Origin of the sequence: Mycobacterium sp. (assembly GCF_035314665.1) — a bacterium.
In the GTDB taxonomy this organism is placed as follows: Bacteria; Actinomycetota; Actinomycetes; order Mycobacteriales; family Mycobacteriaceae; genus Mycobacterium.
Genome location: NZ_DATFZD010000370.1, coordinates 1 through 26943 on the forward strand (window position 1 = coordinate 1; position 26943 = coordinate 26943).

The window sequence follows — 26943 nt, forward strand, 5'->3', positions numbered from 1 at the left end:
TGGTCATCGCGTCGATTCCTTTGCTCGAGTGACTTTGGACGGTCTCTCGAAGAATCACGCGATGACCTTCATCTATCCGGCTACGACACGCCGGGCCATGCGATCAGGCCCGACTCATACACCACCTTGGTGGACGCAACCGAAGCAGCACTTTCCGCACAGGACCGCAACGCGTCGTCGCTCATCGATGCAGCGGGCAACGAAGGGGACATCCTCGACAGGACCGTGGCGTGGTTCGACCGGTTTATCGCCATGCCAGACCCTGACGACCTGAACATCGTTGCGTTGTGGACGATTCACACCCATCTGGCCACCGAACTACGTAGCAGCCCTCGGTTGACAATCGATTCCACGATGCCCGGCAGCGGAAAAACGACACTCTTGGAGCACCTAAACCGGCTGTGCTACAAGCCTCTTCAAGCAGCCGGCCTATCCTCTGCCGCAGTCTTGTCGCGAGCGATAGAAGCCGAGACGCGCACCGTCTTGCTCGATGAAGTAGACCGCACTCTGCGGCCGGACGGCCCGCTGACCCAAGACTTGCTCGCCATCCTGAACACCGGCTACCGCGTTGGTGCGGTCCGTCTTGTGTTGGTTCCCTCGGGCCCGAACGGCTGGGAGGTGAAAGAGATGGCAACGTTCGCGCCGGTCGCGATGGCCGGCAATGCACCACGGCTGCCCGACGACACGGTGCAGCGGTCCATACGCATCCTGCTCATGCCCGATTTCCAGGGCACCGTGGAAGATTCAGACTGGGAGCACATCGACGACGACGCCGCCCATTTGCACTCGGCCATCGCAGAATGGGCCGACGCGGCACGATCAAAAGTCACCGGTATGGCGGTCACGCTGCCCGAAGGGTGCGTGGGCCGATTCAAAGAAAAGTGGCGGCCACTCAAGCGCATAGCAATGGTGGCAAGCGGCAAATGGCCGAACATCGTCGACCAACTCATCCGCAAAAGCCTCGACGAAGACGCCGCAGAATCCGAAGCAGGGCTGAAGCGACGGCCGCCGGGCATGGTCCTGCTGACCGACCTCCACACCGTCTGGCCCAGCGGCCAACATTTCGTTCCAACCCGAGAACTCGTGTCCGAGTTGATCAAACACAACCCCGACTACTGGGGTCATGCCAGCTCGTATGGCAAAGCGCTGACCGATACACGACTCGGCATGATCCTCGTACAGGCGGCCAAAGTTACGTCAACGCGGCCCGGCGCTCATCGGGGATACGCACGAGCACAGCTTGAACCGATCTGGCACCGACTCGGCATCGCCCGGTCGGAACCCGGCGCACCTGGCAACGCCGGTGAACCCGGCACCGATTACAACGAACGCGACCAAGGTAACCGGGATGACCAACTCCACCAGGCTCAGCAGGGTCTCATTCAGCTAGCCACTGAAACGGTGACCGCGATGCCCGCGGCCAGTAACACGAGCAAGGGGGGCGAACTCTGCATCGAATGTGGTGAACACCCCCGATGCGCCGACGGCATCTTGTGCGACCGCTGCCGTCGCCGGCACGACAAGCTGGACATCACGGTATGACGGTCGTGCCCAAGTCGTCGGCGCGGAAGGCATGGACCGCCGGACGAAACAAGACCTAGTACCTAGCCACGCCGATATATTTTCAAAACTCGTCCGCCCCCTTATACGCCCGGGTCACGGTCTCTAGCCTGCCGCGCTAGGGATTTGGACCCACCCCTTCCACTACGCGAATCCACTGAGAAAATGACGGTGTGGCTCGACATTCGCCGCCACGTACACCCGACACTCTGAGGTTCAGCGAAGGCACCGTGTCCCACGAACGAGAGACACCGCATGAGGCCGCGTTACGCGAACTCATCGAAGAAGCGAACCGCAGCGGTGAATCAAGGTCAGCGCCGCGGCGGCACCACTTGGTGCCCGTCTTCTACCTGAAGCAGTGGGCCGACGACGGCAAGATCCGGGTGACCGACATCGACAAAGGCAAGTCCTGGATCACTACGCCGAAAAGGGCGGCAAGCGAAATCGACTACTACCGCATCGAATCTCCGGACCTCGACCCAGCAGAGATACCGCCCTTGCTGTTCGAGGTGACACTCAGCAAGATCGAACGATGGGGCGCCGATTTCATCGCGGCTGTGACCGACGATCCCATCGCCGCCCTCCGCGATGACGAGATGCGGGTGCTGTTCTCGAACTACATGGCGTTCCAGTATGTACGCGGTCGCGACTATCGAACCTTCACCCACGCATCAATGACCGACTTGTTCAAACTCACCTACGGCGAAATCACGGACGAAGGTATCCGACATGAGCTGTCTGAGAGGGGATTAGAAACCAGTCCTGAGAACCTGGCGTTGTTTCGCGGCTTTGTAGATCAACTCAACAGCGGTGAAATCACAGTCGGCCCGCATCAAGCCTCTGCGATTGGGATGTCGGGCGAGCTTGCCCAGGAGATCGGCTTGCACCTGTTCGCCCGCGGCTGGCACATCTACCAAGTGCCAGAAATATTGTTGACCTGCGACGAGCCGGTAATCCCAATCGCCGGCCCTCCTCACCCACGAGGCGAACGCGGTGGCGTAGGCGACGCAGCCGTCGTGATATTTCCACTGACGCCGGGGCTGCTGCTGGCCATGTTCGACGGTTTCAACGCCATCCCGGCCCCACCACACGAACTGGGACCTCACGATGTCGGTCAACTAAATCGTGAAATCGCTGCTGCGTCATCCACTTACACGTTCGAGCGGCCCGTCCGCAACCTCGCCTCAGGCTTTAAGCTCCCGAAGAAGGCAGCCGCGATTTCTCGAGCAGCCCCTGTCCCAGTCGATGACACCGCGGAGAAGCATCTGATCCGCAGCCACCGCCCGAGCCGGTGGGCCAACGCCAAGCGCATTCCACCGTGGCCGGTCGAACGCTGGTACCAGCAGTCAGGGTGACGGCCAAGGCAGCAGTCGCTGGCCTTAAGGCTCGATCTTGGCCGCTATCGCTGTATCTCGAAACTAAAGAATTGAGACCACTTCGGTGGGATGGGTTGTGTTACAGAAAACGCCAGTTGGTGGTGTCTCAGAAGTTGACTCAAAACAGCTGTCTCATATTGACATGTTCTGCGACTTTTGAGACAATCTCCATATGGCTATCGACACCGCTCCCGCCGCGACCGGCACCCAACTCGGATACGCCCGAGTCAGCACCGGACACCAGTCTCTCGACCAGCAAGTCGATGCACTCACGGGTGCGGGCGTTGAGACGGCCCGCGTCTATAGCGACAAGCTGTCGGGCATGTCTACGCGGGAGCAGCGTCCCGGCCTCGCCGCACTCCTGGACTATGCACGCGAGGGCGATGCCATCGTCGTGGTTGGCATTGACCGGCTGGGCCGCAACGCTGCTGAGGTGATGACGACGATTCGCGAACTCGGCGAGCGGAACATCGTCTTGCGCTCGTTGCGCGAGGGGATCGACACCTCGAACGCCACCGGCCGCATGGTCGCGGGCGTCCTTGCCAGCTTGGCGGAGCTTGAACTGGAACTCGGTCGGGAGCGCCGCACCGCCGCCCGTGAGGCACGCCGGGCACGCGGGCAATCCATTGGTCGGCCCAAGTCATTAGACGAGTCGAAAGCTGCCCTGGCGCAGCGGATGCACGCCAGCGGTGAATCGGCGAGCACGATTGCGGCAACGCTTGGGGTCAGCCGTGCCACTGTTTACCGTGTATTGGCAGAACAGCCCGGCTGACCTCCATGCACGCACGAGAGCGTTAGCAATAGGGGGCGTTGCCGCTGCCGCTGCTGGAGCCGACTCAAGGCTGTTTGAAGGTGACGCCAACGTTGGCGGAATGCTTGGCCTGTCAGATCTTGTTTCTCAGCGGTCAGGCAGTGAATCTTTTGGCAGCGACGCACGCAACTTCTCGAGTGCGTGTGCCGATGTGCTGTTGGGCGGTGCGTGCAAGGTGATGATGTATTGGCCGGGAGACTGGGTGAGGTCGAGCTGCGTGCGGGTCAGGTATAGATCGCCGACATCTGGATGGCGCATGTGGCTGATCCCCTTGGGGTATCCCACGTCGGCCTGTTCCCAGAGCTGCTTGAATCGCTTGCTGGCACTGGACAGTTCGCTGATGAGTGCGCGCAGTCGAGGATCGTCGGGATAATCGGCGGAGCCTTGCCGCAGACCCCGAACGGCCAGGGCGGTCGCTTCGTCCCAGTCGGGATACACCTGCTCGGCCGCAGGATCGAGGAACCGCCAACGCGAGAGATTCTGTCCCACTTCAAATCCCGGACACAACGCGCGGGCGAGCGGGTTTGCGGCCAGCACGTCCTGATACCAGCTCACGACGACCGCGGGCATAGGAAACTGGTCGATCAGTTCGGCGATCGCCGCCGACACATGCTCGTGCGCCACGCTGTGTGGCCGGGAGGCCGGCCGAGCGAGCTGATGCAGGTGGGCGGTCGCTTTGGCGTCCATGCACAGTGCCCGGGCAATCGCATCGAGGACTTCCGCGGAGGGGTGTCGGTCGCGGCCCTGCTCCAGGCGCTGCAGATACTCGCTGCTGATGCCGGCCAACATGGCCAATTCGTCGCGGCGCAACCCCGCGAGCCGCCGTCGCGGCCCCGGCACCAGTCCCACCTCGGCGGGTGTCACCCGCGCGCGCCGTGCCCGCAGGTAATCGCCCAGGTGATTGGCCTTGCCCACGCGACTAAGCCTAAACGTCGCCCTGCCGCTACCAGCCCCAACGGGTTTACCCAGCCCTGGCTGCGGCTCGACACGATCGACAACAGGAGAGCACGTTCTGCGGTCCATTTACACACAAAGGAGAACCATCATCATGACCAGCACAGCATCAGCCACGTCCAAGTCTGACCTGCTCGACACCGTCATTACCGCGTATGGCGACCTCGACCGCTGGCGCTCGCTCGAGCGGCTGACCGCGAAGGTCTCCGCTGGCGGTGTGCTGTGGGGGCTCAAGGGCCAGCCCGGCATCCTCGATCATTACACGCTCACGCTCACCCCGAATGTGCAGTCCGCGACCATGGCGCCGTTCGCGGAACCCGACCTTCGCGCCACCTACACGCCCGAGCGCGTCGCCATCGAGACCGTGGACGGCCGGCTGGTGGAGGAGCGCACAAACCCCCGCGCCTCCTTCCGCGGCCACACCATGCAGACCCCGTGGGACCGGCTGCACGCGGCGTACTTCGGGGGCTACGCGATGTGGACCTACCTCACCGAGCCGTTCACCTTCGCCGAGCCGGGCTTTTCCACCGTCGAGCTCGAGCCGTGGCAGGAGGACGGCGAGACCTGGCGCCGCCTGCAGGTGACCTTCCCCGATCGCATCGCCACCCACAACCGCGTGCAGACCTACTACATCGACGCGCAGGGCCTGATCCGACGCCACGACTACCGCCCAGACGTGCTCGGCCCGGCCGAGACCGACTCGGCGCACTACGGCTGGGGCCACCAGACCTTCGACGGCTTCGTCTTCCCGACACATCGCGCGGTGTACCCGACCGATGAGAACGGCCGCAAGGTGGCCGAGCCGGTGATCATCTCCATCGACCTCGAGGACATCGCCCTGTCCTAGGGCGCACACCTTGACAAACCAAAGGAGCCTTCGCATGTCGACGTACCGCGCTTTTCAGGTCACCGGGCAGCGACAGTTTGAATTGGTGCAGCGCGAGCTGCTCGGGCCGCAGCCGGGTCATGTGCGGTTTCGCGTGCACAGTTGCGGCGTGTGCCACAGCGATGTGCTCGCCGTTGAGGGCTTGCGCGCCGACCCGCGCCGGCCGGTGGTACCCGGGCATGAGGTCGTCGGCGTCATCGACGCGCTCGGAGAACAAGTACGTGGATGGAGCGTCGGTGACCGCGTTGGCCTTGGTTTTTTGGGCGGCCACTGCGGCGTGTGTGTCTGGTGCCGTCGCGGGGACTTCGTCAACTGCGAAAACCAACCTCGGCCGGGCACCACCGCGGATGGCGGATACGCCGAGGTGGTCTATGCCCGCGCGACCGGGCTGGTCCGTATTCCCGACGCCCTGGCGTCGGTGGATGCCTCTCCGCTGCTGTGCGCCGGCATCACCACCTACAACGCAGTGCAGAAGTTGAACGCGGAACCCGACGCGTTGGTGGCGATCCAGGGCATCGGTGGCCTGGGTCATCTGGGCGTGCAATACGCCAACAAGTTGGGTTACCGCGTCGCGGCCATCGCTCGGGGCACCGACAAGGCTGTGCTGGCAGAGAAACTCGGCGCGCACCACTACATCGACAGTGCCGCAGTCGATCCCGCCCAGGCGTTACAGGAACTCGGCGGAGCGGTCGCGATCGTGGCCACCGCGGCCAGCGGCGCATCCATGTCGCCGCTGCTGGCCGGGCTGGCACCACGCGGTCAGCTGGTGGTCGTCGGCGTGGGCGACGACCCGATCGAGGTCAACGCCTCCGATCTCGTCTTTGATAGCCGCTCGATCGTCGGCAGCCTCACCGGCTCGGCGAGTGAAAACGAGGCGAGCCTGCAGTTCAGCGCCACACACGGAGTCGCACCCATGACCGAGGTGCTGCCCTTCGAAGAGGCACCTGCGGCCTATGAGCGAATGATGTCCGGCCAGGCCAGATTTCGTGTGGTCCTCGATATGCAGACCAGTAGCCAAATGGGCACCGAGCGGGCTGGCGGACGCTGAGCTTCTGCAATCGCCACACCTGAAAACACGCTTCCTGCCAACGAATTACAGAACCGCGGCATCGAAGAGACACAACCGAAGAAAACCACCAAAGATCCGTAAGAAGGAGAACCAAAATGATCAGCAACCCGTTCCAGAGGAAAGCCTACGACGCGGTCGCGGCCGCGCTTCCGTTTGCAATTGATCCTGCGAAGATCACCGTGGAGCCCGGGGTGTCTTACCTGCCGAGCCCGATCAAGCTTCACGACTATGCCGCCGGTGTCATGGCCGCGTTCGGCTCGGTCGTCGAACATCTCGGCGAGCTACGCGGGTTGCCGTCCCAGACGATGATCCTGAACCGTCGGCTGTGCGGGTTTCATCTCAACGAACTGCAGGTCCAGCTGCTCAACGGCTATTCGGTCATGCTGGACACGTGGCCGATGGGCGCCGACAACGGTGCCTATCGCACGAAGGACGGGCGCTACGTCTGGATGATTGGGCTTTTTCCGCACTTGGTCAACGCGCTGTTGGGCCAACTGCAGTGCGCGAACACCGCTCAGGCGATCCAAGCGGCGGTCGAGAAGTACACCGCGCAGCAGCTCGAGGATGAGGTCGCGGGTGGCCTCAATCTGGCGCTGGGCGTGGTGCGCACGCCGCAGGAATGGCTGGCCCACCCGCAGGGAGCAGCAACGGCCAGGCTGCCGTTGTTCAACATCGATCAACAGGGCACCACCAAAAGGCGCGCGCTGGGCAACGCCAAGTATCGCCCGCTGGAAGGGGTGCGGGTGGTTGACCTGACCAACGTCGTTGCCGGTCCCACCGCTGGGTTTGCGTTGGCCGAGCAGGGCGCGGATGTCATCGTGGTCCGTAAGCCCCTCGGCGATTGGGTGACCCCGATCTGGCTGAGCGTGAACTGGGGCAAGAAATCCATCCTGACCGACATCAAGAGTTCCGACGGTAAGAAGCGCTTCGTGGACCTGCTGGTCGGCGCGGACGTGTTGCTTAGCAGCAACCGGCCTGGTGCGCTTGACGGTCTTGGTCTCAGCGAGGCCGAGCTGCGCGACATCAATCCCAATCTCGTTTACGGGTCCGAGTCGTTCGCTTCCCTCGGTACGCCGTGGGCTGGGCGCCGGGGATTTGAGCAGATTGCGCAGGCGGTCAGCGGCACCGCGCATGTGCATTCCGAGGGTCTGGGGCTAGACGCTCCCACCGTGACCCCCGCGCTGATGAATGACCACCTGACCGGCTATCTGTTGGCCATTGCGGTGGTGGCGGCGCTGGCCGAGCGCGAAGAACAGGGCGGTTTCTGGCGCGTCGACACCTCGCTCACCCGTTGTTCCACCTTCGGTCAAACGCTCGTCGGGCCGGTCGATGACGAGCCCTACGCGCCGATCACCGAGCAGGACCTCATCGACCACGGCGTGGACCAGGTCAGCCCGTGGGGCACCTTCACGCGGTTCGCTCCACCGGTGGCGTTCAGCCACACCCCGTCGATGGCGTTACGCCCGCCCGCGTGGCCGGGCACTGACCCCGACACCATCGGGTGGACGGCGAACCCGGCCGGCGACGCGCCACCGCAGACGCCGCACTATCCGTCGAAGTTGGCGCGGGAGGGCCGCATTCGCAACTTGGTGCCGAACTTCGGCATCGAGGATCGCGGCGATGGGGGTGGCGTCGTCGGCCTGGTTTCCAAGCCGGAGGCCCTAGAAGCCCAACTGCGAAAGTACGCAGCAGTCCACGTCTAAACCGGAAGCACCTGGCCCGGACCCAACCCGCACTCCCAGCGTGGGGTCCGGGCCCGATGCCGTCTGGCGGTAGTTGACAATCGTTGATCGTGCCGATGTACATTCCACCGTGCTCGTCTCCGCGCGCAGGAGTGTCGCTCCCGTGCGGCGCGAACGGCATTACCGGATAGCGTATTTGGTTGAGGTCTTGGTGCATCCGACGTCTGCTACATATCGACGTCCGCGGTGCGTCCGCAGTAGTTTCATCAGCGGCCCTCGCTTGCCAACGCTCCCAACCGTCTGACCTCGGACTTTTGTACGGAGCCAACGCGATCAATCGCAACAAACGCCCATGTTGACTCGTTCGCATCGAGTAGGTCAGGGGTTCGAATCCCCTTAGCTCCACCCTTAGCTCCACCAAGAAAGTCATCTAGATATCCCGTTGCAGCGGCCGACCGATATTGACGTCGCCATAGTCAGCCCGACAACCGACGGGTTCCCTCCCAGCGATTAAGGCTGCCCACAGCGCCACTGCACCCTTGCTGAGGAGGGAATGGTTTTGTTCGGGCTAATACGTAATGGGGTGCGGACTGAGGAACGGCTATATCTTTGGTCCCGATGATCAAGTCGCCTCTCACTCCGGTTGCGGTGATCGGCATGGCTTGCCGGCTGCCTGGAGGCATCGACTCTCCAGAACAGTTATGGGAGGCGTTGCTGCGCGGCGACGACCTGGTCACCGAAATTCCACCCGACCGATGGGACGCCGACGAGTATTACGATCCCGAGCCTGGCGCGCCCGGTCGGTCGGTGTGCAAGTGGGGCGCATTCCTAGATGACGTCGCCGGCTTCGATCCTGACTTTTTCGGCATCACCGACAAAGAAGCGACCGCGATGGATCCGCAGCACCGCTTGCTGCTGGAAACCTCCTGGGAGGCGATGGAGCACGGCGGTCTCACTCCGAAGGCGCTGGCCGACTCACGGACCGGCGTGTTCATCGGGTTGATGCACGACGACTACCAATTCGTGCACGCTGAGGCCAACGCATTGGAGGGTCCGTACGGATACATGGGCAATAGCTTCGCCATGGGCTCCGGGCGGATTGCCTACACGATGGGACTGCATGGTCCGGCTATGACGGTGGACACCGCGTGCTCGTCCGGCTTGGCCGCCGTGCATGTGGCCTATCGCAGCTTGCACGAGGGCGAAAGCGACATTGCCCTGGCGGGCGGCGCCTCGGTGTCGTTTGAACCGCGCAAATCCTGCTCGGGTTCTGCCATCGGAATGCTTTCCGCGACCGGACGCTGCCATGCGTTCGACATCGCCGCCGACGGTTTCGTGGCCGGCGAGGGTTGCGCAGTGCTGTTGCTCAAGCGGCTACCGGATGCGCTCCGCCACGGCGACCGGATCCTGGCCGTGCTACGCGGCACGGCCGCCAATCAGGACGGCCACACGGTGAATATCGTGACGCCGTCGCGGGCCGCGCAGGTCGAGGCCTATCGGGCGGCATTGGCTGTGGCGGGTGTGGACGCCCGCACCGTTGGCATGGTGGAGGCACACGGCCCCGGCACCCCGGTGGGTGATCCCATTGAATACGCCAGCCTGGCGGAGGTGTATGGCCTTGACGGGCCGTGCGCGCTCGCATCGGTGAAGACGAACTTTGGGCACACCCAGTCGGCTGCCGGAGCGCTGGGGCTGATGAAGGCGGTCCTCGCGCTGCAGCACGGTGTGATTCCGCGCAATCTGCACTTCACCCGGCTGCCGGATGAGATGGCTCAGATCGAGACCAATCTCTTTGTGCCGCAAGAAAATACGCCATGGCCCAGCACCGGTCACGATGGACCCCGGCGGGCGGCGGTGTCGTCGTACGGGTTCTCGGGGACCAATGTGCACGCGATTGTGGAGCAAGCTCCTGAGACGATCGCGCCGGGCGAGGCGCCAACCACTCCCGGCATGGATGGTCCACTGCTTTTCCCGCTGTCGGCCACGTCGGCCGACGCGCTGCGGCGAACCGCTGGTCGGCTCGCTGACTGGGTCGACGCACACACGTCGGACCTCGCGGCATCGGATCTGGCGTACACCCTGGCTCGCCGCCGTGCGCACCGGCCGGTACGCACGGCGGTCATCGCGGGCAGCCTCGAGGAGCTGGCCGAGGGTTTGCGCAAGGTTGCCGACGACGACTTTCCGCATCAGCCCGCGGTCGGGCAGGACGATCGAGGACCGGTATGGCTTTTCTCCGGACAGGGTTCGCAGTGGGCGGCGATGGGCGCCGAGCTGCTCGCGACCGAACCGGTATTCGCAGCGACTGTCGCCAAGGTGGAGCCGCTGATCGACCGAGAGTCCGGATTCTCTGTGACCGAAGCGATTTTGGCGCCCGAGACGGTGACCGGGATCGATCGGATCCAACCCGCGCTGTTCACCATGCAAGTCGCGCTGGCGGCCGCGATGAGGGCGTACGGTGTCCAGCCCGGAGCCGTGATCGGCCACTCGATGGGCGAGGCCGCGGCCGCGGTTGTGGCGGGAGCGCTATCGCTGGAAGACGGGGTGCGGGTGATCTGCCGCCGCTCGCGGCTGATGTCCACGATCGCTGGTTCCGGGGCGATGGCGTCGGTGGACCTGCCTGCCGAGCAAGTGCTTTTAGAACTCATGGCTCGCGGTGTCGACGACGTCGTGCTGGCGGTAGTGGCCTCGCCGCAGTCCACGGTGATCGGCGGCGCCAAGCAAACGGTGCGCGACCTGGTCGCGGCATGGGAGCAACGGGACGTGTTGGCCCGCGAGATCGCCGTCGATGTCGCCTCGCACTCCCCTGAGGTCGACCCGATTCTCGACGAGCTGTGCGACGTGCTGGCAGAGCTCAACCCGATGACACCGGAGGTGCCCTTCTACTCCGCGACCGCGTTCGACCCGCGCGAGCAGCCCGTGTGCGATGCCTGGTACTGGTCGGACAATTTGCGTCACATGGTGCGTTTCGCCGCAGCCGCGCGGGCGGCGTTGGAGGACGGCTACCGAGTGTTCGCCGAGTTGGCTCCGCACCCCCTGCTCACCCACGCTGTCGAGCAGACCGCCGACAACCTCAGCATGCCCCTAGCTGCACTCGCCGCCATGCGCCGCGAACAAGGGCTGCCGCACGGGCTGCGCGGTTTCCTGGCCGATCTGCACAGTGCCGGCGCGGCAATCGATTTCTCGCTGATCTACCCGGCGGGCCAGCTGGTGGATGCGCCGCTACCGACATGGAGTCACCGCCCCCTGCTTCTCACCGGCGGCGATCAGGATTCGCGGCCGCGCGGCGCCTGCACAGTCCCGGTGCACCCGCTGATGGGTGCGCATGTGCGATTAAACGAGCAGCCGGAGCGCCACGTTTGGCAGGGGGAGGTCGGCACCGCGGCGCACCCCTGGCTGGCTGACCATCGGATACACAATGTCGCTGCTCTTCCCGGGGCGGCCTATTGCGAGATGGCGTGGGCCGCAGCTCGCACGGTCCTCGGCGACAACTCCGAAGTTCGCGACATCCGTTTCGAGGCAATGCTGTTGCTGGACGACGAGACCCCGGTATCCGCGATCGCGTCGGCGACTTCGCCGGGCGCCGTCGACTTCGTGGTGGAGACCTTTCAGGACGGCACGCGGATTCGGCGGGCGGCAGCGGTGCTTCATGCCGCAGGATACGAGGACCAGCCACCGCCGTACGACATGCCCGCTTTAGTCACGGCCCACTCATGCCGGCTGGACGGGGCCGAGCTGCGAAAGCAATTCGACGAGCACGGTTTACAGTACGGCCCGGCTTTTGCCGGACTGGCCGCAGTGCACAGCGCGGACAAGACGGGCGGCACAGTGCTGGCCGAGTTGAGGCTGCCCGGCACTGTCCGCTCGCAACAAAGCGCCTACGGCATGCATCCCGCCTTGCTGGATGTCTGTTTCCAGTCGGTGGCGGCTCATTCCGACGCCCAGGTCGCAGGTAGCGTGGGTCTGCTGCTGCCGCTGCGCGTACACCGGATCCGGGCCTACGCTCCTGCCCGCACGGCCCGTTACTGCTATACGAGGGTGACCAGTGCCGATGGGGCCGCGTTGGAGGCCGACCTTGATGTGCTCGACGAGCACGGGACTGTCCTGCTGGCCGTGCGCGGACTGCAACTCGGTATCGGGGCCTCGGAGAGCGCAAACCGCGATCGCGTGCTGAACGAGCGGCTACTGACCGTCGAGTGGAAACAGCGAGCACTGCCCGATCTGGACCGCGTCGGCCCGGGAGCATGCTTGCTGATCAGCACTTCCGCCACTGCAGACGTCATGGCGACAAAGCTGACCGATGCGCTGAAAGCGAAGGGCGCCGGCTGTGCGACCATGACCTGGCCGCAGCATTCCGATCAGCAGGCCAATGTCGAATTGCTCGGCTCGCATCTTGCCGCCGACGAGGTCAGCGGTGTGGTCATACTCACCGGCCCCAAGAACGGCAACCCGGATGACGAATGCGCCCTGCGCGGTGGGGACTATGTGCGTCACCTGGCGCGGATCGCCAGGGCGATCACGGAATTCGACGAAGAACCACCGCGCCTCTACGTCGTGACCCGGGACGCCCAGAGCGTTTTGCCGGGAGACGTGACGAACCTGGAGCAGGCCGGGATTCGGGGCCTAGTGCGGGCGATCAGCACTGAATATCTGCATCTGCGCGCCACCCAGATCGACATGGACGAGGACACCGATGCCGAGCAGTTGGCACGGCAACTGCTCGGGGCGTCGGAGGAGGACGAGACGGCCTGGCGGAACGGTCAATGGCATACAGCGCGCCTGAGCCCGGCACCGCTACGCCCTGAGGAGCGGCGAACCGCCGTGGTGAAGCACCCCCACGGTGGTATGCGCCTGAGGATGCGCCTGCCTGGTGACCTGGAAACGATGGAACTGGCTGCGTTCGAACGCGTTTCGCCGGGGCCGGGAGAGATTGAGGTCGCGGTAACCGCGTCCAGCGTCAACTACGCCGATACCCTGTTTGCCCTCGGCCGGTATCCCGGTATCGACGGGGATCCACTACAGCTCGGAATGGATTTTGCCGGCGTTGTGATCGCGGTCGGTACCGACGTGATAACTCATCGGGTGGGCGACCACGTTGGTGGCTTCTCTCAAAGCGGTTGCTGGGCAACGTTTGTCACATGTGACGCCCGCCTAGCCATGACGCTGCCCCCGGGCCTCACCGACCAGCAAGCGGCGGCGGTGAGCACCGCGCATGCCATCGCCTGGCATGGCCTGCACGATCAGGCCAGGATCGCCAGTGGCGACCGCGTGTTGATCCACTCCGCCACCGGCGGCGTCGGGCAGGCGGCGATCGCGATCGCTCGCGCAGCGGGAGCCGAGATCTTCGCTACTGCCGGCAGCGAGCAGCGGCGAGCACTATTGCGCGACATGGGTATTGAGCACGTCTACGACTCTCGCAGCACCGAGTTCGCGGAGCAGATCCGGCGTGACACCGATGGATCCGGCGTCGACATCGTGCTCAACTCATTGACCGGCGGCGCACAGCGCGCGGGGCTGGAATTGCTCTCCGTCGGCGGACGATTCGTGGAGATCGGTAGGCACGACGTCTACGCGAACACCCGGTTGGGGCTCTTCCCATTCCATCGCAACCTCGCCTTTCACTACGCCGATCTGACGCTGATGTCAAAGAGTCACCCGAAGCGGATCGGCGACCTGCTGGGCAAGGTGTACAAGCTGGTCGCAGACGGTGAGTTGCCGTTACCGGAAACCACTCACTATCCGCTTGGCGACGCCGCCACGGCTGTCCGCGCGATGAGCGCGGCAGAGCACACGGGCAAGCTCGTGCTCGACGTGCCCCAGTCCGGGCAGACCGACGTCGTCGTACCGCCCAAACAGGCCCGGGTTTTCCGGCAAGACGGCTCCTACATCGTCACCGGCGGTTTGGGTGGCATCGGACTCTTCCTCGCCGAGAAGATGGCCGCGGCCGGTTGTGGCCGCATCGTGCTGAGCTCCCGCTCGCAACCTAATCCCAAGGCGCTGGAAACGATCGAGCTCATGCGCGCGATGGGCGCCGACATCGAGGTGGAATGCGGCGACATCACCCAAGTAGGCACGGCGGCGCGTTTGGTGGGCGTCGCGACCGCCACCGGGCTTCCGTTGCGCGGGGTGCTGCATGCCGCTGCGGTGTTCGAGAACGCGATGCTGGCCAACATGACCGACGATCTCATCGAGCGCAACTGGGCTCCAAAAGCCAACGGTGCGTGGAACTTACACCAGGTCACGGCCAGCCTGTCGCTGGATTGGTTCTGCCTGTTCTCCTCGGCGGTGGGTCTGGTTGGCTCGCCCGGGCAAGGGGCGTACGCCGCGGCCAACAGTTGGCTGGACGCATTCGCGCGATGGCGACGAGCCCAGGGCCTTACCGCCACGGGGATCGGGTGGGCATTGTGGGCCGAGGTCGGTCGCGCGGCCGAAGTGCGCGCCGAGACCGGCGAAGAGCTGGCTCCCGGGCAGGGCGGCGAAGGCACTGCCATCGCGCACTGGCGTGACACCGCTTTCACCGCCGACGAGGGTGCCGACGCGTTCCAGACACTGCTGCGCCACGACCGCGCGTACTCCGGGTACGCAAATATGACCGGAACGCCGTGGTTTGCCGCCTACGCACAACGTAGCCCGTTCGCTGAGTTATTTCGGTCCACGAGCCAAAGCTCAACGAACACAAATGATCTGCTTGACGAATTGTATGCGCTGTCGCCGGAAGAGTGGCCCGCCCGCCTCCGTCGCGTGATCTCCGACGCGGTCAGCCTGATTCTGCGTCGCACCATCGATCCGGATCGCCCCCTCTCCGAATATGGCCTTGACTCCATGGGCAACCTCGAGTTGCGCACCCGCATCGAGGCCGAAACAGGGTTACGGGTCACCACCAACGACATCACCACCATTCAGGGTTTGGCCGGGCTCCTGTGCGAAGAGCTGGCATCGGACAGGCCGGCTCGGCACCGTCGCAATAGGTCGGCACATCGACATGTTGGCTGATCCGCTGGTGCTGGACTGAAGGAGGTTCGGGTGTTTGCAGGTGCAGGGTCAGCGCCCGGGCTTTTTGTCGGAACTGTTTATGACTGGGCGCCCGAGCCGGGCAGAATCGTGTCTTGGCAACCCTCGCCGGCCTCGCTTGAGAAAGCCCGGCAGGCTCCGATAAGTGCTGTGCCACTGAGCGCTATGCAAGACGCCCATCTTCGCGGCTTTTCCCGCTACGCGGCACGGGGGCGGAATTATGCACGGCTGGTCATCGGCTCCGGAGACCAACCCGGTCGGTGCGATGTCCGTGCCATGAGTTACGTCATCAACTCACACCTACGCCGGCACAAGACGTATCACAGTTGGTTTGAGTATGAAGATGCGGAACGCATTGTCCGGCATACTATCGGCGACCCCGCCGACATCGAATTCACTCCGACCCGGCATGATGAGATGACGCCAAATGAGTGGCATAAATTTGTGCTGTCTACCCCGGATCCGGTGGAGTGGGATTGCTTCAGGTTCGGCATCATTCAGTGCGCGGACCACTTCACATTTTTCTCGATTGTCGATCACGTCCACTGTGACCCGACGATTATTTCCGGGTTATATACCGAGATCGTGATGAACTACCGTGTCCTCGTGACGGGCGCCGGGCTCGCTCAGTTGCCACCTGCGGCCAGTCACGACGATTTCTGCATCCGCGAGAAGCAGCACATGTCTGCTCTCACCTTGGATTCCCCCGAGGTCCGTAGGTGGATCGAGTTCGCCGAAAACAACGGTGGAACCCTGCCGGACTTCCCACTGCCACTGGGTGATCTGTCGGCAGCTTCTGGTGGCGACCTCGTGGTCGAACGGCTGATGGATCGGGAACAGACGGCCGAATTTGAAGCCCTCTGCATAGCGGCGGGCGCGCGCTTCAGCGGCGGCATGTTTGCCTGTGTGGCTCTCGCGCAATATGAGTTGACCGGCGCCACAACATATTATGGACTTACGCCGACAGATAAGCGCAGATCGCTGGCAGAATTTTCGACAATGGGGTGGTTCACCGGCGTGGTTCCACTGACTGTTCCGGTCAATCCGGCGTCCTTCGAAGACACTGCCCGTGCCGCGCAGGCTTCCTTCGATTCGAACCTAGACCTCGCGAACGTGCCGTTTAACTATGTACTGAAGTTGGCGCCCTGGCTCAGAGAATGGGGACCGAACTGCACCATGGTCAACTACATGGATACGGGCCTTCCCCCATTTTCAGCTACGATCGCCTCCCACATGAAGGACGCGAATATCAGAATCTACTGCGACCCAAGGGATCCGGCGCACATCTATACCTCGGTAATTCGCATCTTCGACGAGGTGTCGATTTGGGTGAACTTCCAGAACAACCCCGTCGCCAGGGACTCCGTGACCCGATATCTGAGTGCAATGAAAACTGTTTTTAAGCGGGTCACGGACGGACGCCCCGCGGATGCCGCAGTTGACGTATCCGGATGAAAGTTGTCTTGGCCGTGCATGGAACTCGCGGCGATGTCGAGCCCTGCGCCACTGTCGCTCGGGAGCTGCAGCGGCGAGGACACGAAGTGCGCATGGCGGTTCCACCCAACCTGGTTGACTTCGTGGAGTCAGCCGGACTGACCGCAGTCGGTTACGGCCCGGACTCGCAGGAGCAGGTGAACGCGGTCGCGGATTTCGTTCACCACGCTTTCAGGCCACAGAATCCGATCAACGTGGTGCGCGCAGGCAGGGAGCTTTTCGTCGAGGGCTGGGCGCAGATGAGCAGGACGCTGACTCCCCTCGCAGAAGGGGCCGACCTGCTGGTAACCGGCCAGACGTACCACGGGGTCGTCGCCAATGTTGCTGAATACCACGATATTCCGTTGGCAGCGCTCCACCACATGCCGATCTGCGTCAATGGCCAGCTCGCACTTCCGGCGATACCGTCGCCGACGCCCCTGGTCCGCTCGACGCTGAGGGCGGCTTGGTGGCTGTATTGGCGCATAACCAAAGACGTCGACGACACACAACGCCGTGAACTGGGGCTACCGCGGGCAGCGGCACCTGCGGTGAAACGAATGGCGGAACGTGGATCGCTCGAAATCCAGGCCTACGACGAGGCGTGCTTTCCGGGCCTCGCGGAGGAATGGAACGGCCGGCGACCCTTCGTCGGCGCTCTGACGATGGAGCTGCCGACGGATGCCGACGGTGAGCTCGCGTCGTGGATCGCCGACGGAGCACCTCCCATCTACTTCGGTTTCGGCAGCACACCAGTCCAATCTCCCGCCGATACGATCGCCATGATCGCCGCTGCCTGCGCGGCGCTAGGCGAACGGGCCGTGATTTACTCCGACGCGACCGAGTCCAACCGCAGCGCACATCCTGACCACGTGAAACTTGTAGGCCTGGCTAACTACGCGGCCATCTTTCCTATCTGTCGCGCGGTCGTCCACCACGGTGGCGCAGGAACGACGGCTGCCGCCCTGCGCGCCGGAATCCCCATGTTGGTGCTCTGGGACGTGGCCGATCAACCACTTTGGGGTGCCCAGATCACGCGCATGAAAGTCGGCCGTGCCGGGCGCTTGTCGACCATCAACCGGAAATCGCTAGTCGGGCATCTCCGCCAGATCCTCACTCCGCAATACGCTAGCCGAGCCCGCGAAATCGCCAGCCAAATGACCAAGCCTGCCGAAAGCGTTTCCGCGACCGCTGATCTCTTGGAAGACGCCGCTCGCGGCTGACCCTGTCCACGTTGGCCTCGATGAGCCGGAACGGATAGCGGGTGTGCCGCTCAATGACGTCGCGCAGCTGCGGCATGGAACTGCGCCAAGCCCTTTTGTGTTGCAGCAGCACCGTTTTGAGGAAAGGGAACCGAAAATCCTTGATGAGGCCGTCCCAGAAATAGAGAGTGCCGTTATTGCGCGCGGAGCGCGCACCAGCCCACCTAGGCTCCGATGAGCGTCCATAGCTTCTTTCGATGGCCGCGGCGGAGACGAACGATTTGACGCTGAGCCCCGCTTTACGCGCCCGTCGGGATAAACCGATCTCGTACCGCCAGATGACGGTGCCCTTGTGGACGACGTAGGTGAACTCACTCCAGAAATCGTTGAGGAAAGGGCGGGTGCGCGAGTTGAGATCCCAAGCCAGGAAGAAAGACTGAAGGTGCGGAACCAGCTGGGTATTTTCGATCGCGCCGTACATGTCAGCGTCGTGGAACGAGTTCCACATCTTTTCGAGAGGAAAGAGCGGACCGAACACGCTGTCGTTGGCGATGACGAAGCGGTCGAACTGATCGAGCGACCAGCCGCGCTGCCTGAGGATGCACCAAGCAAGGTGCCACGAGCCGAAGTCGTGGGAAAGCGTGCGGCGGGTGTAGACGCCTGCACACAGGGAGCGGATGGGAGCGACCGACTCCCGCGTGAGGGTGGGCGAGCCGGAGACGAAGACGATGGTCGCGCCCAGCCCGCGCAGCGCCGCCAGGTAGTAGCCGACGTAAGGATCGACGATGCCTTGGGGATCGAAGTGAGCGAACAGGACGAGCGTGCGGCAATCGGGTGGGGGCTGCGGTGCAAGCGCCACGTGGGTTTCGCAAAGGAAGCGAAACGTGTTGCCGTCCAAGCGGTGGCGCACGGCGGCCAAGGTGCGCTCTGATTCGGTGCGCAGCATGTTCGGGAGTTTCAACACGACCCGAATTCCGTAGTACTAAACGTCCAAACGGGCAAACTGATTCCGCCGGTACCGCTCAACACAGGCCGCTCTTCTGACCTTGCCGCTGGTGGTGATGGGAATCGAACCAGGCGCTACCACAACGAGATCCGCGACGCTGAGGCCATGTACGTTGGATATCGCCGCGGTGACTTCACGTTTGACGACATCGAATCCATTCGATGCCTCGTCGGAGTCCGCGCGGTTCTTGAGTTCGATGATGGCGACGAGCTTTTCCATGCCCTTATCCGGAACCGAGATCGCCGCGCAACGTCCCGGCGCGATGCTCTGAATCGTCGCCTCGAGGTCGTCGGGTGAGTGGTTGCGCCCATACACGATCAAAAGGTCCTTGATACGGCCGATGATGAACAGCTCTCCTTCGGAGATGAAGCCCAAGTCTCCGGTTCTCAGCCACGGCCCTTCAGGGGTGCCGGGCGACGGAGTGACAAGCGTCGCCCCGAATGTCTGCTCAGACTCTTGCGGTTTCTGCCAGTAGCCGGCAGCGACGTTGCCTCCGTGCACCCAGATTTCACCGGTCGTTCCCGCCGGGCACTCAATACCCTTCTCGTGATTGACGATCCGCACCATCGGTGACTGCGGCACGCCGTAACTCACGAGCGGTGTACCGCCCCCGCCTGCCCACCGCGTCGCGAGACCCTCGGTCAGCTTTTCGGATTCGAAACGAACGATTTGTGGTGGTTGACCCGCAGCACGAGTCGCGACATACAACGTTGCCTCGGCCATTCCATACGAGGGCCGTAACACCCTGTCCTGAAGGTTGCAGCGGGCGAACCGCTCCGCGAAGCGCCGGAGTGTCGCGGGCTGTACCCGCTCGGCGCCACTGAGGATGCTGAGCACATGTCCGAGATCAAGGCCGGTCATGTCGCGATCTGATGTTTTTCGTGCCGCCAAGTCGAAAGCAAAGTTAGGTCCTGCCGAAAGTGCATGGCTGTTGCTGGCCAGCAATTGCATCCACCGGGCCGGCCGCTGCAGAAACGAGACCGGACTGGTGAGCACGGTATGAAAACCCGTCAGAACCGGAAAGATGATTCCGAGATGCAATCCCATGTCGTGATAGAACGGCAACCAGGAGACCACAGTGGTGTCGGGTGGCGCAACGCCTCCGTGGTCCCCAAAGAAGCTCGCGTTGATCTGCTCGAAATTCGACATGATGTTTTGGTACGAGACCATGACCCCGACGGGGGTGCGTGTCGATCCCGACGTGTATTGCAAATATGCGGTGTCAGCCGAACCATCGACGCGCGGGGCGGCCCCAGTCTTCGAGTCGAGGTCCAGCAAATCGACCTCGATGATCGACGGAACGGATTCCCCGGACTTCGCCTCGACATACTGGGCAACATCGCCTGGAACATCGGATGTCGTGAGAACGGCAGCGGGCGACGCATCACACAGCACTGCATCAACACGTTCATCGCTGGCGCCACCCAGCGGCACCGCGATGAGTCCGGCCTGTAACGCGCCAAGAAACGCCGTAATGTAGTCCAGTCCTGGTGGCGCCAATATCACAACCCGGCCACCAGTTGACCCGTGAAGTCGGAGCTCTTGTGCAAGGTTAATTGTTCGTCGATACAGCTGCGACCACGTCAGGCTTTCGGGAATGCCTTCCCCGTCCCGTTCGTAATCCATAAACGTGAACGCCGTCCGGTCTGGCTGCAGACTGGCCCGTTCGCGCAGCAAAGTCGGGATGGGAGACTTAAGCATGGGCGTCAGGTTACCTCCGCCATCACCACGGCGTCGGACTTGCGCCGGAGATGATGGCCGCCTCCAACGGACGCCGACCGAAAGGCTCATCGACCGGCTGAACCACAACCCAATCTTCTTGAGAATCTTGAATTCGCGCTTCAAATACGGTTACCGGTTCCTCAGCCGACTGCTCACAAGAGACGATGTGCTGTTCCTCAACTACGGATATGAGGAGGAGCCGCCGATGGCTCTGCCGCTGCCGGCGTCCGATGAGTCCGACCGGTTTCCCATCCAGCTCTACCACCGCACGGCAACCCAGGTGGATCTCACCGCTAAAAAAGTGCTGGAGGTCAGCTGCGGCCACGGCGGCGGCGCATCGTATCTGACGCGGACCCTGCACCCGGCGTCCTATACAGGGCTGGATTTGAACACCGTCGGCATAGAGTTCTGCCGAAAGAGGCACAATCTGCCTGGCCTTGACTTCGTCGAAGGCAACGCCGAGAGCCTGCCCTTCTCTGATCGGTGCTTCGACGTTGTGATCAACGTCGAAGCCGCCATCAACTACCAAAACGTCGCACGTTTCTTCGCCGAAGTAGAACGCGTGCTGCGCCCGGGTGGGCATTTCGTGTACGCCGATATCCGCTACGCCGACGAAATCGCCGCCTGGGAGGCGGAGCTTGCCAACATCCCCATGCGCCTGATATCGGAACAGGTCGTCAACGCGGAAGTTATGCGCGGGCTGGAGAAAAACCGGTTGTTAGACCAGATCACTCGTCGTCTGCCGAATATCGCGGTTCTGCACGGCATAGCCAATGACTATGCAGGTGGGCCGGGCTCGTTGATCTACCGCCGTCTGGAAATCGGTGAGGCCTCGTACCGGTTGTTCTGCTTTGCCAAGGATTGAGGCGGCGTGATGACTGCTGCGGAGTCTCCAACAGCCTATTCTTTGAGGACCCCTGCAAACGCGGGGGGCCAGGATTGGCGGAGGGTCGGATGACGGCCGTAGCGGCGTGCCGGACGTGCGGCACCGAACTCCGTGAGACTGCGCAGTTCTGTCACGCATGTGGCTCACCTGTTGCTGCGACCGACGCCCATGCTGAGTACAAGCAAGTGTCGGTGCTGTTCGCCGACGTCGTGCATTCCATGGACATCGCCATGGCCGTCGGCGCGGAGCGGTTGCGCGAAATCATGGCCGAACTGGTCGACCGCTGCACCAAGGTGGTGCGCCGCTACGGGGGCACAGTGGACAAGTTCACCGGCGACGGGATCATGGCGCTGTTCGGCGCACCGGTGGCGATCGAGGACCACGCTGTTCGCGCCTGTCTAGCGGCCTTGGGCGTTCAGGAGGAAATCAAGCGGCTTGCGATCGACGTCCGAGAGCGCGACGGTGTGGAGCTGCAGTTGCGGGTGGGACTGAACTCCGGTCAGGTGATCGCGGGTGAAATCGGTTCGGGACCGTTCGGCTACACCGCAATCGGTGAGCAAGTCGGGATGGCGCAACGGATGGAATCTGTGGCACCGCCGGGTGGGGTGATGCTCAGCGAATCCACCGCCCGACTGGTTCAGCACGCCACACTGCTGGCCGAAGCCGAGGAGGTCCATGTCAAGGGCCGCGATGTTCCGGTGCTGGCCCGTCGTCTTCTTGGCCTGGCGGACGAGCGTCAACGAAGTCGCTCCCTGCAAGGCGTGTTGGTTGGGCGTGACCTCGAAGTTGCAACGATCGCAGGCCTGCTGGATCGGTCGATGAGTGGGCGGGGATGTGTGGTTTGTGTTGCCGGACCGGCGGGCATCGGCAAGACGCGACTCGCTGATGAGGCGGTCGCGATGGCCCGTCGTCGTGGTGTTGATGTGTTTTCAGTTTTCTGCGAGTCGCACACCAGCGATGTCCCCTTTCTTGTTGCGACCGCGCTGTTGCGCGAAGCCGTCCGAATAACCGAGCTCGACGATGAGGCGGCGCGCGCACAGGTGCGCGCCAGGATCCCCGATGCCTCCGAGGAGGATGTGCTGCTGCTCTATGACCTGATGGGCATTCGAGATCCCGACACGCTGCCTCCCACGATCCATCCCGACGCGCGGCGGCGACGGTTGACCGCACTCATCAACTCCATGTCGTTGACCCGCACCCAACCGGTCCTCTTCGTCATCGAGGATGTGCATTGGATCGATGAGGTCAGCGAGTCGATGCTGGCCGAGTTCCTCACCGTCATACCCCGAACGCCGTCGATGGTGCTGATCACCTACCGCCCCGAGTACTCCGGTGCACTCGCGAACGTGCCTGGATCGCAGACGATCTCGCTGGCACCCTTGAGTGATTCGGAGATCGCGGCGCTGATCGACGAGTTGTTGGGCACCGATCCGTCGGTCGCCGGGATCAAAGCGCTCGTTGCCGAACGGGCAGGCGGGAACCCGTTTTTCGCGCAGGAGATGGTGCGCGAGCTCGCCGAGCGCGCTGTGCTCGAGGGGCACCGCGGCGGTTTCACCTGCGGCACAGATCTGGCCGAGGTCACCGTTCCGGCGACCCTGTACGCCACCATCGCCGCGCGCATCGACCGGCTGGATCCTGATGCCAAGCAGACGCTGAACGCCGCGGCAGTGATCGGCTTGCGCTTCACGCCTGACTTACTCGCCGCTGTGGGCGACGCCCCTGTACTCGACGCGCTGCTGAGGGCCGTGCTGATCGATCAGGTCCGTTTTACACCCGGCGCCGAGTTCGCTTTCCACCACCCGCTGATCCGCACCGTGGCCTACGACTCACAACTGAAATCCAATCGCGCCCAGATGCACCGGCGTCTGGCCGCCGCTATCGAGGCCCGCGAGCCGGAATCGGCCGACCAGAACGCGGCGCTGATCGCCGAACATCTCGAAGCCGCGGGTGACTTGCGGGACGCCTACGGTTGGCACATGCGCGCGGCAAAGTGGGCGACCTACCGCGACATCGCTGCGGCGCGGCTGAGTTGGGAGAGTGCCACCAGGATCGCCGACGCATTGCCCGCCGATGAGCCATACCGGGCAGCTATGTGCATTGCTCCTCGCACCATGTTGTGCGGGATCGCCTGGCGGGTGCATGTGAACAACGTCGGGGACCGCTTCGATGAGATGCGGAAGTTGTGCAGCGCCGCCGGGGACAAGGCGTCACTGGCCATCGCGATGGCAGGGCTGGTGGTGGACCAGACGTTCCAGGACCGGGTGCGCGAGGCGTCGCGGTTGGCTTCCGAAGCCATCACCCTTATCGAGTCCATCGGCGATCCAACCTTGATGGTGGGGCTGTCTTTCACGCCGATCCGCGCCAAGATGGCAAGTGGCGAGTGGGCTGAGATGCTTCGCTTGTCGCAGAGGGTCATCGACCTTGCCGACGGTGATCCCGCCAAGGGCAACTTCCTTTTCGGGTCTCCCTTAGCGCTCGCCTTCGTGCAGCGGGCTATCGCCCGTTACACCCTGGGTCGTCCCGGATGGCGAGACGACCAGAGGCGCGGTCTGGCCATGGCGCACGGCGCCGACTCCCTGTCCTACGTCACGGTCGTCAGCTACGTGTACTCCGCGGGGATACCGGGTGGCGTGGTGCTGCCCGACGATTCCGCGGTGCGCGAGATCGAGGATGCGCTCGCGATTGCCGAACGATCGGGCGATAACCTCCAATTGGGTGTCGCCTGGATGACCCTGGGCCTTGCGCTGGTGCACCGCCACACGGATGCCGAGCGTGATCGCGGACAGAAGCTGCTGGCGGAGGTCCGCGAAGTGTTCCTGCGCGGGGGGCATTTCTTGTGCGATCTACCGATGCTTGACGTGTACGTGGCGCGTGAGGCGGCTCGCCGTGCAGATCGCGACCAAGCGATACCGCTGATGTGCGCCGCCGTCGACCATCTCGCTCGCGATGGACAACTGCTGTCGTGGGGCGTTCCCGCGACGGGTGTTCTGGTGGAGACACTGCTCGACCGCGGGGCCGAACGTGACGTGGCCGAAGCCGAGGCCGCAATCGAGCGGTTAGCGGCTGCGCCAGCCGATGAGGGCCTGGTGATACGTGACATCTGGCTGGAGCGGGCGCGAGCTTTACTGGCGCGGGTTCAAGGCGATGTCGGGGCTTACACGCACTTCAGGGATCGCTACCGCGACATGGCGAGAACGCTTGGCTTCGACGGACATATCGCGTGGGCCGAGGCGATGCCGTAAAGGTCGATTGGGGTAAGCCGACCCCATTACCGTTGTGTCGTCACGATGTCACTCGCCCAGGACGCACCGCTCTGTTGAACCTGGCCAGTTGGGTGCGAGGTCGTCGAGATGCACAAAGCGCAGCCGGGGTCGGGAACAACGAATTCCTCGACGCGGGTGCGTCCGCGGGCTGCCTCGTCTCGGAGGGATGTGGCGGCCGCTAGAACAGATAGACGCGCGCGTTCTTGCCCCCAGTGCAGCTGATCCAGTTGCCTGCAGGGTCTCCCGCGCATTGCATTACGAAATTCGTGCCATCGCATTGCACGCCGCCGTTAGGTTTGCAGTCGAGGGCACCCCGCGCCGATACCGTTCGCTGGTCGCGGGTCGGGCGACCGTATTGTGACCAATACGCATTGAGCACGCTCTGCGCGAAGTAGCACGACGTACTACCGGTGCCACGCCCAGAATGGCTCCCGAAGCCTGTCTCACTAGGCTGTGAATAACCGTGGTCGCAAGTCGCACGGAGGCTGCTGTTGTCGGGGCCTTGCACCAGCGGCGGCAGCGTGGGCGACGGCGGAGCCAGGATGAACTTAGCCAGCAGAACAGCGCCCGCGACTGCAAGGACGCCCGTGACCACCAGTATTGCTACGAGCAGCCCACGTTTTCCGGTTAGGCGCGGCTCGTGTCTCGGCTCTTCTCGTTGTGGGATTTGGCGCTTGTCGCGGTTCAGCGATTCGGTCTGGTCTGTATCCGTGTCCCGCTCCGCAGCCAGATGAACGATTGGCGCTGGGGAGGATCCCCCGGTATCTTCGTCGTCCGCGGGCGCAGGAGCCGTGCCGTCCAGGCTCGAGCTGTTCTTGTTGGGTCGGGGTGCCGGAGCGGTCTTCTTGCGCCGGACCGGGGGCCTCGTAGAGCGACTTGCACGCTCGTCGACCCGGAACAATTGCGTGTTCTCCCCGCGAACATACAAGACGGGTGTTACCCATTCGAGCGTTCCAGGTGCTTGGAGGATGCCGATCCGACCGCTGCGGCTGGCCTCGTCGACACTGCGCCCATGCGCGATCGCTACGTAGAAGCCTTCAGCAAAGGCGATAGCCGCGGGATCGCTTACAGTGAACTGCATCGCGGCCACCGCGCTGATCCCGCTGTGCACCAGCGCGGCGGCGGTGCCTGAGAACAGGTCCTGCGTCCCCTCCGCACCAGAGGAACAGGAGTTCAGCACCACAAGACGTGGCGTCGGTCGAGCCTGGTTCAGCAGGTCAACCAGCTGATCGGCGCCCACCAGATTCGCCTGGCCGCCCGGCCCGACCAGCGCGAGGACTCCTTGGTCGGTTGTGGGGTCGTAGTCGCCGTGGCCAACGAAGTGCAACACGTGCCAGTGGTCGGACAGAAGTTTCTCCTGCACCGCTTCCCAGGTAGCTTGCTCCAGCCACTCCAGGTGGATCAGGCCCCCGGAAATTGCGCCGGCTAGAGCCCGGGACAGGTTGTCTTGCTCAGCTGAGACGTCCAGAGCCGGCATCCCGCGAGGTGAGGCGATCAGCCCCAAGACTCGCAGCGGCGGGGTCACCTTAAGGGGTTGGTGGGTAAATGGCGCAGGGACGCGACGCACCAGCGGCTCCTTGCGGCAGATGTAGGCCTCGATCTCAGGGTCAAACAGCGCCTCCCAGGGCAGCGCGGCAAGCTTTGGTTCAGCCAGCCGCAGCACCATCCGCAAAGGTTCGTCGCGCCGCTGGGCGATTCCCACGCTGGCCCGGTAAGCCCCCAACACCGGGCCGCTGAACAGCGCATCGAAAAGTAGCAGGCCCACCCGGCGCAACTCTTTCTCGGGAGCCGAAACGATCTTGCGCCCCGCCACCGCCGAAGCCAGCACGGTCATCTCCAACGCGTACCGATCCCGCAGCAAGCCCTCCACATCGAGCTGAACAACAGCGGACGGTTCACCACCTGAAGGAGCATTCATCACGCGGGTGATGAACTGACCGGGACGCGGACCGGCGCTCATCTCCAGCTCGATACTCCAGGCCATCACTTCCCCTAGCCGGCGGTCACCCCACCTCCGTTAGAATAGATCGCTCTTTCGGCCGACC

At 63.5% G+C, this 26943-nt stretch carries 15 protein-coding genes and 1 tRNA gene; 12 read left to right on the forward strand and 4 right to left on the reverse strand.

What is annotated here, in order from left to right; all coding sequences use genetic code 11:
• Positions 1–129: 129 nt before the first annotated feature.
• From VKI00_RS26015 to VKI00_RS26025, 3 genes are all read left to right on the forward strand, one after another.
• Positions 130–1542, forward strand: coding sequence for a DUF3631 domain-containing protein (locus VKI00_RS26015; RefSeq protein ID WP_324443377.1), 1413 nt, complete (start codon positions 130–132; stop codon positions 1540–1542).
• A gap of 353 nt (positions 1543–1895) precedes the next feature.
• Positions 1896–2915 carry a DUF4238 domain-containing protein gene (locus VKI00_RS26020; protein WP_324443494.1) on the forward strand — a complete coding sequence of 340 codons (1020 nt, stop codon included), beginning with the start codon at positions 1896–1898 and terminating at the stop codon, positions 2913–2915.
• Positions 2916–3108: 193 nt separating this feature from the next.
• Positions 3109–3708, forward strand: coding sequence for a recombinase family protein (locus VKI00_RS26025; protein ID WP_324443378.1), 600 nt, complete (start codon positions 3109–3111; stop codon positions 3706–3708).
• A 126-nt stretch (positions 3709–3834) separates the two neighbouring features.
• On the opposite strand, the gene VKI00_RS26030 is transcribed toward VKI00_RS26025, so the two are convergent.
• Positions 3835–4662, reverse strand: a complete 828-nt coding sequence (locus VKI00_RS26030) for a helix-turn-helix transcriptional regulator (RefSeq protein ID WP_324443379.1) — start codon at positions 4660–4662, stop codon at positions 3835–3837.
• Positions 4663–4795: 133 nt separating this feature from the next.
• On the opposite strand from VKI00_RS26030, the gene VKI00_RS26035 reads away from it, so the two are divergent.
• From VKI00_RS26035 to VKI00_RS26065, 7 genes are all read left to right on the forward strand, one after another.
• Entirely contained in the window at positions 4796–5548 is a 753-nt protein-coding gene (locus VKI00_RS26035; RefSeq protein WP_324443380.1) for a hypothetical protein, read from the forward strand.
• A 34-nt stretch (positions 5549–5582) separates the two neighbouring features.
• Positions 5583–6635, forward strand: a complete 1053-nt coding sequence (locus VKI00_RS26040; protein WP_324443381.1) for an alcohol dehydrogenase — start codon at positions 5583–5585, stop codon at positions 6633–6635.
• Between the two features lie 116 nt (positions 6636–6751).
• Complete coding sequence (locus VKI00_RS26045; protein ID WP_324443382.1) at positions 6752–8359, forward strand: CoA transferase; 1608 nt, start codon at positions 6752–6754, stop codon at positions 8357–8359.
• Between the two features lie 299 nt (positions 8360–8658).
• A tRNA-Ala gene (locus VKI00_RS26050) sits at positions 8659–8743 on the forward strand.
• A gap of 213 nt (positions 8744–8956) precedes the next feature.
• Complete coding sequence (gene pks2 / locus VKI00_RS26055; RefSeq protein WP_324443383.1) at positions 8957–15328, forward strand: sulfolipid-1 biosynthesis phthioceranic/hydroxyphthioceranic acid synthase; 6372 nt, start codon at positions 8957–8959, stop codon at positions 15326–15328.
• A gap of 294 nt (positions 15329–15622) precedes the next feature.
• On the forward strand, positions 15623–16801 hold the full coding sequence (locus VKI00_RS26060) for an acyltransferase (protein WP_324443384.1): 1179 nt from the start codon (positions 15623–15625) through the stop codon (positions 16799–16801).
• On the forward strand, positions 16798–18042 hold the full coding sequence (locus VKI00_RS26065) for a glycosyltransferase (protein ID WP_324443385.1): 1245 nt from the start codon (positions 16798–16800) through the stop codon (positions 18040–18042). The genes VKI00_RS26060 and VKI00_RS26065 overlap by 4 nt, the downstream gene beginning before the upstream one ends.
• On the opposite strand, the gene VKI00_RS26070 is transcribed toward VKI00_RS26065, so the two are convergent.
• A complete protein-coding gene (locus VKI00_RS26070; protein WP_324443386.1) occupies positions 17948–18967 on the reverse strand; it encodes a rhamnan synthesis F family protein in 1020 nt (339 codons plus the stop codon). The genes VKI00_RS26065 and VKI00_RS26070 overlap by 95 nt on opposite strands.
• A gap of 36 nt (positions 18968–19003) precedes the next feature.
• The gene (locus VKI00_RS26075; RefSeq protein WP_324443387.1) at positions 19004–20728 is read right to left on the reverse strand and encodes an AMP-binding protein; all 1725 of its coding nucleotides are present in this window, start codon (positions 20726–20728) and stop codon (positions 19004–19006) included.
• Here VKI00_RS26075 and VKI00_RS26080 point away from each other — a divergent pair.
• Positions 20712–21614, forward strand: a complete 903-nt coding sequence (locus tag VKI00_RS26080; protein ID WP_414687291.1) for a phthiotriol/phenolphthiotriol dimycocerosates methyltransferase — start codon at positions 20712–20714, stop codon at positions 21612–21614. The genes VKI00_RS26075 and VKI00_RS26080 overlap by 17 nt on opposite strands.
• Before the next feature lie 89 nt (positions 21615–21703).
• Complete coding sequence (locus tag VKI00_RS26085) at positions 21704–24877, forward strand: adenylate/guanylate cyclase domain-containing protein (protein ID WP_324443388.1); 3174 nt, start codon at positions 21704–21706, stop codon at positions 24875–24877.
• A 199-nt stretch (positions 24878–25076) separates the two neighbouring features.
• Here VKI00_RS26085 and VKI00_RS26090 read toward each other — a convergent pair whose 3' ends face one another.
• Positions 25077–26882, reverse strand: coding sequence for a CHAT domain-containing protein (locus VKI00_RS26090; RefSeq protein WP_324443389.1), 1806 nt, complete (start codon positions 26880–26882; stop codon positions 25077–25079).
• Positions 26883–26943: the final 61 nt, after the last annotated feature.